Genomic DNA, 11,343 nt, shown 5'->3' with positions numbered 1-11,343 from the left:
CGCCCGTGCATCCCCTGCTCCGCCGCATCGGCTTACCCGCCGTCCTCGCGGCCGTCCTGCTCACCCTCGTCAGCCTGCCCGCGCCCCGGGCGCACGCCGCCGAGACCCTGCTGTCGCAGGGCCGGCCCGTCGTCGCGTCGAGCACCGAGGACCCGTTCGGCGCGCCGGGAGCCGTCGACGGCAACCCGGCGACGCGCTGGTCCAGCGCCTTCTCCGACCCCCAGTGGATCAGGGTCGACCTCGGGGCCCCGGCCCGCATCAGCCGCGTGACCCTCCAGTGGGAGGCCGCCTACGGCAAGGCCTTCCGCATCCAGGTCTCGGACGACGCCGAGACCTGGTCCACCGTCCACGAGACGACGGACGGCACCGGCGGCACCCAGAACCTGACCCTCTCGGCCACCGGCCGCTACGTCCGCATGTACGGCACCCAGCGCGGCACCGGATACGGCTTCTCCCTCTGGGAGTTCCAGGTCTTCGGTACCAGCGGCACCGGCGGCGACCCGGGCGGCGGCGGAGGGGACACACTGCTGTCGTACGGGAAGACGGGCGCGGCCTCGTCCTCCCAGAGCGACCAGAACTGCTGGGAGTGCACGCCCGCCCGGGCCTTCGACCGCGACCCCGCCTCGCGGTGGGCGACCAGCTCCACCACCGGCTGGACCGACCCCGGCTGGATCTCCGTCGACCTCGGCGCGACCGCGCAGATCAGCAAGGTCGTCCTGCAGTGGGACCCGGCCTACGCCAAGTCCTTCCAGATCCAGGTCTCGTCCAACGGCACCGACTGGACGCCCGTCTACTCGACCACGTCCGGCACCGGCTTCAAACAGACTCTGGCGGTCTCCGGCACGGGACGCCACGTACGGATGTACGGCACCGAACGCGCCACCCCCTACGGCTACTCCCTGTGGGAGTTCCAGGTGTACGGCACCGGAGGCGCCCCCGTCCCGGCGCCGCCGCTGCCGCCGGAACCGGCGCAGCCGCCGCGGCTGGTGTGGAGCGACGACTTCGACGGAGCCGCCGGCAGCAAGCCCGACCCGGCGAAGTGGCGGGCCGACCCCGGCACCGGGCAGAACGGCGAACTGCAGTACTACACCGACCACCGCAACGCCGCGCTCGACGGCGGCGGCCACCTCGTCATGGAGGCCCGCAAGGAGGCCAGCCCCGGCCGGGCCTGCCCGCCGGACCCGCTGACCGGCAGCACCACCTGCCAGTACACCTCGGCCCGCATGAACACCGGTGCCACCTTCCAGTTCACTTACGGGCGTGTCGAGGCGCGCATCAAGGTGCCCAAGGGCAACGGGCTGTGGCCCGCGTTCTGGATGATGGGCGCCGACTTCCTCACCGGCCGTCCGTGGCCGTACAACGGCGAGGTCGACATCATGGAGGTCCTCGGCAAGGACGTGAAGACGGCCTACTCGACGGTGCACGCCCCCGCCTACAACGGCGGCGGCGGGATCGGCTCGCCGTACCGGCTGCCGTCGGGCGCCGACTTCTCGGACGACTTCCACACCTGGGCCGCCGACTGGAACAGCAAGGGCATCGTCTTCAGCCTCGACGGGCGCATCGTGTTGACCCTGGACAAGGACCAGGTGGAGCGCACCCGGGGTCCCTGGATCTTCGACCACCCGCACTACATGATCCTCAACCTCGCGGTCGGCGGCGACTGGCCGGGCCCGACCGACGCGTCGACGCCGTTCCCGTCCCGGATGCTCGTCGACTACGTACGCGTGTACCAGTAGCGCAGCCGGCACCGGCCCCCTTGTCAGGTCCGGCCCGGACACCTCGGTCGCGGGCCGGACCGCAGCCGCACCACGCCCCGCCCCCTCCGATGAGGAAGTGACATGCGCAGATACCCCTTATATCTCTCTCCCGTCTTGGTCGGTGCCCTGGCGATCGCCCTGGCCGCCGCCCTGGGCATCACCCTCGGCGCCCCCGCCGCGCGGGCCGCCACGATCACCGTCCAGGCCGAGTCCTACGCGGCACAGTCCGGCGTCGCCCTGGAGACGACCGCCGACATGGGCGGCGGGCAGAACGCCGCCTACCTCGCCGACGGCGACTGGATGCGGTTCGACCAGGTCGACCTCGGGGCCGCCGGCCGTCTGACGGTGTCGGCGCGCGTGGCCTCCGCCACGGGCACCGGTTCCGTCGAGCTGCGCACCGGTTCCCTGACCGGACCCCTGCTCGCCGTGATCCAGGTCAGCCCCACCGGGGGCTGGCAGACCTGGGCGACCCGCAGCGCCGACGTCACCACCCACCCGAGCGGGCCCCAGACCGTGTTCGCGGTGCTGCGCAGCACCACGCCCGGCGACTTCGTCAACATCAACTGGTTGTCGTTCGTCAGCGGCGGCGACGAGCCCGCGCCGGGCTGGGTCGACGTCGACCAGGCCAAGTGGCAGGCCCAGCTGACCCAGTTCCGGGCCATGACCCCGGCGCCCGTGCCCGCCAACGCGGTGCGCGTCCCCGAGTTCAACGCCACCTGCACCTACAGCCACTCCAAGCCGGACGACCCGATCGTCGCCCCCGGTCTGCCGGGCGCGTCCCACATGCACAGCTTCTTCGGCAACAAGAGCACCGACGCCTTCTCCACGACCCAGAGCCTGCTGGGTAACACGGGCACGAGCTGCACACCCGCCAAGGACCTCTCCGCCTACTGGATCCCCACGCTCTACGAGCGCGGCAAGGCGGTCGAACCCGACGGGATGATCGTCTACTACGGGTCGCGGCTGCCCGACCCCACGGCGACCGTGCCGTTCCCGCAGGGCTTCCGCATGATCGCGGGCAACGCCAAGCTGCAGGTGGCGACCCCGGCCGGCTCGCCCAACCAGTTCTGGTGCGCCGGACCGGGCGGCGAGACCGGCCGCAGCGGCGACGGCAACTGGCCGCTGTGCGCGCCGACCGCCAAGCTGGTGTACCAGCTGGTGTTCCCGGACTGCTGGGACGGCAAGCACCTCGACAGCCCGGACCACAAGTCGCACGTCGCCTTCACCTACGACGGCAAGTGCAGCGGCGCCTACCCGGTCGCCATCCCGTCGGTCTCGTTCGTCATCAGCTACCCGACCAGCGGGAGCGCCGACGGGTTCTCCCTGGCGTCGGGCATGGCCTCGTCCATCCACGGGGACTTCTTCAACGCCTGGGACACCGCGGCCCTCGGGCAGCGCGTGAAGGACTGCATCGTGCAGAGCGCCAAGTGCAACTCCGCCGGAACGTTCTGACCCGGCGGACGGCGGCCGCCCTGCTCCTGGGCCTGGCGGTCGCCGGCTGCACCCCGCAGCCGGCGGCCGACCGGCCCGCGCCCGCCGCCTTCAACGACACCGACACCGCGTGGATCCAGCTGATGATTCCCATGGACGAACGGGCCGAGCTGCTCACCGACTTGGCGCCCGCACGCGCCGGCCGCCCGGCCCTGGCCGGGTGGGCGAAGGACGCGGGAAGGGGACTCGAGGACGAACTCGTCGATCTGCGCGAGCTGTTGCGGCTCTCGGGCGTGCCCGACACCCGCCCCCACGAGGGCCACGACATGCCCGGCATGGTCAGCCTCGACACGGTGCGCAGGGCGAAGACCGTGTCCGGGGAGAACTTCGACCGCCTCCTCACCGAGAGCATGCGGGCCCACCTCGTGCAGGTCCGCATGCTGTGTGCGAGCGAACGCACGTCGGGGAGCGCCGAGCAGGCGAAGGACCTCGCCGCCGCGATCGAAAGGACCGCGGCCGAGCAGATCACCCGCCTCGACGCGGTCACGTGAGGTCGCCCGCGCCCGGCCGTCGCCGTCGGGCGAGGGCGGAGCCGCCGTCACGCACCGCCCCGCACGGACGTGAAGAACTCGAGCATCCGCTCCAGCCCCTTCTCGCCGAACATCGTCCCCAGGCTGACGGCGGACTCGGCGGCGGACGCCCCGCCGCGTACGGGAAGAGCGCCTCCCCCCGTACGCGGCGAGGACCGCCTCCGGGTCGCCCGGGCGGGCGGCAACGGCCTCGGCGAGCTCGGCGAGCTCGGCGCCGTCCAGCATCGCCAGGTCGGCGCCCCCGCCGGCCAAGGGGGACACCAGGTGGGCCGCGTCGCCGAGCAGGGCCACGCCGGGGACGCGCTCCCAGCGGTGCCCGACGGGCAGGGCGTGGATGCGCCGCGGGAAGGAGCCACCGCGGTGACCACCCACCGACCCCCGGCAGGCACCCGGCGCGCCCGCCCCGACCACGGGCCCGGCCAGTCCGGGCAAGCCGCCCCGGCCTCCTGCGGTGCGCACTCGGGAGAGCACTGCGGAACCCACTTCGGTGCCCGGCACCGAGCCGGACGGGAAATCCCCAGGTCACCGCCCAGATTCGGACGTGCGCCGCGCTGCCACACCCCTCTTCTCTCCTCCTGAACTTCTGGGTGATGCCTGTGGAGGAGGAGAGCATCGGGTCCGGAGGCCGGGTGCCCCTGCGGCCGGGCGCGGCCGGCGCTCGGCAGGTGGCCGCGCGCGCCAGACGACGGGGAGGGAGCGCAGCTGATGGCGGTCAAGCGTGAGGAGAACCCGGCGAGGTCGTCGAACAACCTGCGCGGTGACGTGCCGCGCGTGCTCGGGGTGCTGAAGGTCGCGACGCTCGAACAGACCCAGCAGATCTCAGCCCCGCACCTGAGCTACCGGCACACCGACAAGCCGACCCCGTCGAAGCGGAAGCAGGCCCGCACCGCCTCGCACACGGGTGCGCTGTCCGATCTGCGCGAGCACGGTCTGGCGGAGAACGGCGGGCAGGTCCCGGACGGGGGCACGCTGCGCAACCTGACGCCCACGGGCCTGAAGGCCGCTTCTCGCGGGTTGGGGCGGCCGGTGGGGGAGAGGGGAGAGGGGCGGTGCGGCCCGCGGCGCGGCCCGCACCGGCGCCTCCCACCCGATGACGGCCGACGAAGCCGTGCTCGCCCTGCTGTGCCCGAAGCCGGACCTGTCCCAGCTCACAGGCGAGCCGGCCGGCGTCCTCGCCGCCGCGCAGACGGCGGTCGACGCGCCGGACGGGCTGGGCACCGTCGCCTCCTGTGCGACCGAGGTGGCGCTGCCCGCGACGGGCACCTGGTCCGACCCGGGCAGGGGCGGCGCCCAGGCGGACATCGTCGTCACCGCGTCCGGGGACGGGGTGCCGCTGCTGTTCGCGGAGATCGGCAACTGCTTCGAGTCCGCCCAGGTCCTCGCCGCGAAGACCGACAAGTACACGCGGTTCGGCCAGCGGAAGGTGAAGGACCTTGACGGCCGTGAGCGGCCGATGTGGCGCACCCGATGGTGGGCGCCCGACGGCCGCCACGGCGACCAGCCGCACCCGCCGCCGCTGCTCGTCTTCAACCGGATCGGCCCGCGCGACCCGGGCACCGACATCGCGCAGCTGGCCGAGCTGACCCAGCGGCACTGGAAGGGCACCGCCTACGAGGGCGGCTTCCACACGTACGACGGCAAGCTGCCCATCGTGGTCACCGGCATGGAGCACCTCCAGGAGCACGGCCCGGCCGGAGCGGTCTTCCGGCGCTTCGGCCGACCGCAGAACCAGACGCTCCTCGAGGCGATCGACAACCCGCGCCGCGAAGCCCACGACGCCCGCAAGCACTCCGCCCGCCAGCAGGAGTACAAGGAGCAGCCGCGTCGCATTACCGCACAGGAGAAGGCCGAACGGGGGAGGCCCGCCGTCCCGTGTGCGCCGACTGCGGCACCCGGTTCACCGACGCACGGTGGAAGGCCATCGAGCCCGCCGGGTGGAGCGCCCCGCGTGAGACCCACCCGCACCTGTGCGACGACTGCAAGCAGCGCGCCATCACCGCCGAGCGTCAAGCCGTGCAGGCCGGGCCCGAGCACCAGCAGCACGACCAGGACGTGCCCGAGCAGAAGACCGGCGGCACCTGGCTCTCCCGCTTCCGCGGCTGACGTCCGGACGCAGACCACGGCCGGGCAGGACCGTCCTGCCCGGCCGTGGCGGCTCCTCCCAGGGCCTCGGCAGCGCGTGCCACAGGGCTCCGAGCCCGTCGGGCGGGTTGGCGAGGAACTTGTCCACCAGCCGGGCCGTGGTCCGGTGAGACTGCTTCTCATTCAGATCTTCCGGCCCTCCAGAGATTTCCCAAACCAATGACGCGTCTGAGCCAGTCACGCCAACACGCGCAGGTACCTCTCCGTCCGTTGGGGTTGCGGTTCCGCCGACACCATCAAGTGACCCGCAACCCCATGCAGCAGTTCATGAAAACAAGTCCCTGGCGATCTCCTGGGCGGGCTGGCGCAGGGGCGCTATTGACCTCGATGTTCCATCGGTGAGAAGTTTCAGCACTTGTGAAGTGCCGTTGCAGTGCCACTGAGGGGATGTCGTCACTGAGTCAGTGAGCTCTTTCAGCGTTGCCTCTCCAGGGTGAGGACGGCGGCGGTGATGGCGGTCATCCGGTTGGGACTGCAACGGGACCGGCGGAAGATGCGCCAGGACTTCAGTCGCGCGACGCTTCGTTCGACGGGTGCTCGTGCCGCCGACAGGGCCTGGTCGATCGTCCGCCGGGTCGCGGTGAGGTCCTGGTGCGGAAGGCGTCTGATGGGTGTGGTCACCCAGGAGCCGGCGCCGATGTAGGCGCGGTCGGCGAGGACGGGCACGCCCTGGCGTTCGCAGATCCGGATGATGCGGTGGGCGCGGGCCGCGGTCAGGTCATGGGTGCGGCCGGGCAGGGCAGACGAGATCCACAGCAGGTTGCCCGCAGGATCGGCGACGACCTGCACGTTCACGCCGTGGCGGCGGTGCTTGTGGGAGAAGTCGGCCCGGCTGTCGCCGACCCGGTCGCACTCGGCGAGCGTTCCGTCGAGCAGGACGTACTCGGGCTCGGTCTCCCGCAGGGCCCGCAGTAGGCCGGGCGCTCGGCGGGAGAGGTGGCCGACGACGGCGGTGACGTAGGCGTGGGCGGTGCCGACGGATATGCCGAAGCCGGTGGCGATCTGCGTGAGCGGGTCGTGCCGGCGGAGGTAGACCAGGGCGACGAGAGCACGCTGGTGCGGCCGGAGCTTGCAGCGGCGGTCACCCTCACGGGTGACGATGAGGTTACCCACTCGACCAGCGCGTGAGGCAGGTCGAGTGAGGCAGGATAGGGAACCAACGAGGCTCCTGAGCTGATGAGTTGAGACGTCGAACACCTCTCTCAACGGCACAGGAGCCTCGTGCGTTGCGGGACGCCCGCCGGTCACCCGATCAGTGGCCACTCTGAAAGAGCTCACTCACCCTCGACGACGGCGTGCCGCTCGCCTACAAGCCCGGCCACCCTCCCGCCCCCGTCTACGAGGTCGCTCTCGTCGAGCTGGATCTGACCGAGGCCGATGCCACCTGGCTGTTCTAGGGCTTCCGCCACCCGGTCCAGGCCCGGGCCGTCCTGCACCAGCTCGCCTCCGGCGCGGACGGCATCGACCGGACCGGCATCGACGTCCACCCGGCGATGTCCTGACAGGCCCCACCCTGCGGCCCCGCACCCCTGTGGCCCCGCACCCCTGCGGTGCGGGGCCGTGCCGTGTCTGCCGCGCCCGCCCCTGCGCGCGGCCGACTGCTGGTCCAACCCTGCCCATTCTCAAGGTGCCGTCACCGTCCGGCCTTCGCTGCCCGGCGCTCACCACACCCCTCGTTCGGGGGGGGGCTTGCGCTGACAGCTCAGTCCGGCGAGCACATCTCGGTCCGCTTCTTCACCGGCGGTTGCGGTGACATGCTCGGCTTCACCCGTGCCGACTTCATGTTTCTGCACGCCGCGAACCACCACCCGGCATCAGGGAAGTGGTCACGGCCCGCAGCAACGGGCCGGGCCTGTTCGTCAAGGAAGCAGACCTTTCAGAGCGCCGATCCGCGCACCGGGCCCCCGCGCAGGTTCTGGTCGCTTCCCCGATCTGCACCGAGGCCTCCCCGAACAGCGGCAAAGCTCCCGGAAAGCCGACCGGGCTGGACGACAACAGCCGCCCGAAGCCAGGTAGGTCGGCGCGCTGCAACTCTTCCTGCCGCCTGCGGCCGTGCTGCGACAGGCGGCACCTCTGATGCACGGGTTCCTCTCCCCGTGGGCCGGGGTGTTACAGGTCGCCGAGGACTTCGCGGCGTGCTGCCTCTGCCTTGCGGCTGAGGGCATTGCTCATCCGTGCTGGCACACCAGATCGGATAGCACGGCAGGCGGCAGGGATGGGTTGGCTGCTGCTGCTTCCGCTGCTTGCCAGTCCGCGTCGGCGAGCAGCTCTACGATGACCGGTGGCGGGAGTGCTGGATGCCTGGCGGCTACGGCTCTCGCCTGTCTGTCCGCGAGACAGACGAGCAGCGCCGAGGCCGTTGCCGCCCGATGTCGGGCAACCTCACGGAACACCTTTTGCACCGTTGGTTTGTGCCGGACCACTTCCTCCAGCAGTGCCGGGGGCGCGTCCGGGTTGGTCGCCACCTTGGCCAGGACACGGACGCCGTGTCGGTCGACCATGGCGCGCAACTGCGCTTCGCCGAGGCCGGGGTGCGGAGCGAGGGCCTTGACCACCTTCGCGTCGGGGTCGTCGGCCAGCCGGTCGCGTATCGCGGACGGCAAATTGCGCAGTTGGGCCACGAGCATTCGGGCAGCCGGGTCCGGTGACTTGGCCAGTTCTTCCACCTCGGTGGGAGAAGCGGCGGCAATACGGGGCAGAAGGGTGCTGCCGATCTTGGCAGTTCGGGCCAGGCGGGTGAGCACGTCGAGCGGCACGCGGGGATGGTGCGCAACCCTGCGGCGCACGCCGGGGTCACGGTCACCGGCCAGCGCGCGGATCAGGGCATCGTCGATCGCGGGATTTTCGGCGAGGTCGGCGCGGACACCGGGAACGGGGTCCGAGGCGAGGCGTGCACACGCCTGCCGGGACAGATCTTGGCGGGCGGCGAGCGCCCAGCGCAACAGCATCGACGGATGGTCCACGAAGCCGACGACGGCTTCGATGGGGGTGGCAGGGTTGCGCAGTGCCGCCTCCCGCACGTCATGGACGGTGGACTCGTGGGAGCCGTCGCAGGAGGCGCCCGGCGGCAGATCGCAGTCGAGCCGTGGGCACTGCGGATCGTGAACGAAGGGGGTCTCCTCGCGGTCACAGACCAGACAGCGTCGCGCCGCAGGCAGCCCCTCTCCGGTCACCAACGCTGCCAGTACAGCGGGAGGCGTCGCCTCGTTGCCCGCCACCGCGCGGCGTACCTCGGCGTGCGGATGCGCGGCGAGCCTCGCGGCCACGTCCGGGGTGGTCCACAAAGCGAGTTCAGCGACGACACGTACATCCGGGTCCGCCACGAGCGTGTCCACCACGTCGGACGGGAGACCGGGGCAAGCTGCCAGCTTCTCCCGGCGCTCACGGGCCGGGTCCGCCGCGAGGAGACGCGCCCACTCCGGGCGGCCGACACCTTGGTCGAGCAGGGCGAGGGCGGCATCCGGCCAGACAAAGGGATCGACGTCGGCGGTGGTCAGCCGACCCTCGTACGCGAGCTGCACCGCGCTCTCGTCGACGCGCTCGGCCAACGCGATCGCCTGGGCGCGGCTGAGGTCCGCGCGACAGGCGAGCTCCGTGGCGATGTCATCGTCCGCGATGGATATCAGCCGGTCGACCAAGTCGGGCGACAGGGCTGGATTGGCGGCGAGCCCGCGCAGGATGTGATGCACAGAGGCATCCTGCCAGGAACGTGAATGATGAGGTCGGGACTTTCTGGGCTGTGGCGTCGGCTCCACCGGGCAGTCCTGGACGACCTCGGTGCGCGGGGCGAGCTGGACTGGGCCTCGGCGATCGTCGAGGCTGCCTCGTCCGGGCTGAAGGAGGCACGCTGACCGGGCCGACCCGATCGATCGCGGCCAGAAGGGCAGCAAGCTGCACGTGTTGTCCGAGGCCCCGGGCATCCCCCTGGCCGTCGCGGTATCCGGTGTGAACACCCATGACAGCCTGGCTCTCAAGCCGCTGATCCGCGGCATACCCGCCGTCCGCTCCCGCGGCGGGCCACGGCGGCGCCAACCCGTCAAACTCCGAGCGGACAAGGCGTACTTCTTTGCCGAACACCTCACCTGGTTGCGCGAACGCGGACTCGTCCCACGCATCGCACGTCCCGGGACCGAACCGAGCGAGCGGCTCGGCCGGTACCGCTGGAAGACTGAGCGGTCAATCACCTGGCTGTTCGGCTACCGCCGACCCACCGTCCGGTACGAAGGAAAGAGATCACGCTTCCTCGCCTTCCTCGGCCTCGCAGCCACCCTCACCTGCTACAAGAAGCTCGCGAAACTCACCACGTGAGACATCCCCTTAAAAAGTTCGCGGAGCCGGCCGGAGCGCAGCGAGCACTTGAGGGCCTCTTCACCTGGGATGAGCAAGCGTTCCGGGGAAGCGGGTCAGTCCCACCAGAAATCCCAGCGATGGACACCGGTGATCTGCTCGGCGTACGCGGCCAGCGTGTAGGGCCTGCTGCCCTGCCAGATGTTGTCCGGGCAGAAAGCGAAGTGCTCGGCCGCGACCAGGAGCGCCTCATGCTCGTCCACCGGCGGCGCGGCGACGCTGAGATGCAGCGTGGAAAAGCCGACCGCGACGACACGGGCACCGAACCGGTGCTCCCAGTCACGGACGACCGCGGAGAACTCCGCCGTGTCATTGCCGTAGTTGCCGGGACCGGCCCAGCCCGCCGCCGTCAGCGCTTCGGCACCGGACGCTGCAACGACCAGCCCCAGACGTGTCTGCGGCTGGTCGGCGAGGAACACCTGCGCGAACTCGGCGGCCAGCTGATCGGGGTTCATCGCCGTCTGCCGGCTGGCCGCGAGGCCGGGCCAGGTCTGTCCGAAGGGGGCCGTGACGGCGAGACGCCTTCTGGTGTCGAGCATGTCCTCGTCTTCGTCGGCGGCCGTGTAGGTCGCCCACCAGTGCGCGAGGAGGCCGGCAGGGTCGTGACCTGCCGGAGAGGACATCCTCTCGGGGAAGACCTCCCCAGAACCCCACGGGCGGAACTCGGCGTCGCTCGGATCCAGCGAGTCGAGCAGCAACGGCCACAGACCGGAACGCGTGTGTTCAGCGTGCCTCCGCGTCCACAGCTCGGCCGTGGCCGGCCCGTCACTGAGCCACAGGGGCTGTACGGCGCCCTTGCCTTCGAAAGACGTGACCAACCGACCGGGCGGCAAAAGGCCCTCCCAAGGTGGTTCGGCCAGCAGTCCCATGTCCATGACGGGCACCCTAAGCGGATGCACCGACAATGAACTGCTGGTGTTGGAATGAGGCGCCGGGCAGCCACATGCCGGGCCGGAGACGGATCTGGTCCAGACCGCCGCACACGTCCATGCAGTCCCGCCAGTGCTTCGCGGCGCCCTGGAGACGGCTCTCGGGTGGCAGGCGCTGAGCCTGCGGCTCGGGCGGGACCGGTCGCA

At 71.2% G+C, this 11,343-nt stretch carries 7 protein-coding genes and 2 pseudogenes; 5 read left to right on the top strand and 4 right to left on the bottom strand.

Annotation, left to right across the window (positions count from 1 at the left end):
• The first annotated feature begins 5 nt into the window (after window positions 1-5).
• The 3 genes from ACH4F6_RS30225 to ACH4F6_RS30215 all read left to right on the top strand — a co-directional run bounded on the left by ACH4F6_RS30225 (window position 6) and on the right by ACH4F6_RS30215 (window position 3,739).
• Window positions 6-1,736, top strand: coding sequence for a discoidin domain-containing protein (locus ACH4F6_RS30225; protein WP_397963538.1), 1,731 nt, complete (start codon window positions 6-8; stop codon window positions 1,734-1,736).
• A 102-nt stretch (window positions 1,737-1,838) separates the two neighbouring features.
• On the top strand, window positions 1,839-3,209 hold the full coding sequence (locus ACH4F6_RS30220) for a DUF1996 domain-containing protein (protein WP_397963537.1): 1,371 nt from the start codon (window positions 1,839-1,841) through the stop codon (window positions 3,207-3,209).
• Window positions 3,185-3,739: a DUF305 domain-containing protein gene (locus ACH4F6_RS30215; RefSeq protein WP_397963536.1), complete on the top strand. Its 555-nt coding sequence runs from the start codon at window positions 3,185-3,187 to the stop codon at window positions 3,737-3,739. Before ACH4F6_RS30220 ends, ACH4F6_RS30215 begins: the two co-directional genes overlap by 25 nt.
• A gap of 47 nt (window positions 3,740-3,786) precedes the next feature.
• On the opposite strand, the pseudogene ACH4F6_RS30210 reads toward ACH4F6_RS30215, so the two are convergent.
• Window positions 3,787-4,129 (bottom strand): annotated as a pseudogene (locus ACH4F6_RS30210) (FAD-dependent monooxygenase); the annotation flags it as partial.
• Window positions 4,130-4,868: 739 nt separating this feature from the next.
• On the opposite strand from ACH4F6_RS30210, the gene ACH4F6_RS30205 reads away from it, so the two are divergent.
• Complete coding sequence (locus ACH4F6_RS30205; RefSeq protein ID WP_397963535.1) at window positions 4,869-6,083, top strand: hypothetical protein; 1,215 nt, start codon at window positions 4,869-4,871, stop codon at window positions 6,081-6,083.
• 251 nt (window positions 6,084-6,334) lie between these two features.
• On the opposite strand, the pseudogene ACH4F6_RS30200 reads toward ACH4F6_RS30205, so the two are convergent.
• A pseudogene (locus tag ACH4F6_RS30200) lies at window positions 6,335-7,080 on the bottom strand (transposase family protein).
• Between the two features lie 1,008 nt (window positions 7,081-8,088).
• Window positions 8,089-9,609 carry a hypothetical protein gene (locus ACH4F6_RS30195; protein ID WP_397963534.1) on the bottom strand — a complete coding sequence of 507 codons (1,521 nt, stop codon included), beginning with the start codon at window positions 9,607-9,609 and terminating at the stop codon, window positions 8,089-8,091.
• A gap of 175 nt (window positions 9,610-9,784) precedes the next feature.
• On the opposite strand from ACH4F6_RS30195, the gene ACH4F6_RS30190 reads away from it, so the two are divergent.
• The gene (locus ACH4F6_RS30190) at window positions 9,785-10,228 is read left to right on the top strand and encodes a transposase (RefSeq protein WP_397963692.1); all 444 of its coding nucleotides are present in this window, start codon (window positions 9,785-9,787) and stop codon (window positions 10,226-10,228) included.
• 95 nt (window positions 10,229-10,323) lie between these two features.
• Here the strand turns inward: ACH4F6_RS30190 and ACH4F6_RS30185 are convergent, their stop codons facing one another.
• The gene (locus ACH4F6_RS30185; RefSeq protein WP_397963533.1) at window positions 10,324-11,142 is read right to left on the bottom strand and encodes a DUF4253 domain-containing protein; all 819 of its coding nucleotides are present in this window, start codon (window positions 11,140-11,142) and stop codon (window positions 10,324-10,326) included.
• Window positions 11,143-11,343: the final 201 nt, after the last annotated feature.

It is taken from the genome of Streptomyces sp. NPDC017936 (genome assembly GCF_044328485.1).
Taxonomy (GTDB): Bacteria; Actinomycetota; Actinomycetes; order Streptomycetales; family Streptomycetaceae; genus Streptomyces.
Note: the sequence above shows the minus strand (reverse complement) of the source record. Positions and strands in the feature narration are given on the sequence as shown.

Excerpts from the sequence above, each read along its gene's own strand:
- ACH4F6_RS30205 (WP_397963535.1), top strand. The coding sequence starts at position 4,869 with ATGACGGCCGACGAAGCCGTGCTCGCCCTGCTGTGCCCGAAGCCGGAC.
- ACH4F6_RS30220 (WP_397963537.1), top strand. The coding sequence starts at position 1,839 with ATGCGCAGATACCCCTTATATCTCTCTCCCGTCTTGGTCGGTGCCCTG.
- ACH4F6_RS30185 (WP_397963533.1), bottom strand. The coding sequence starts at position 11,142 with ATGGACATGGGACTGCTGGCCGAACCACCTTGGGAGGGCCTTTTGCCG.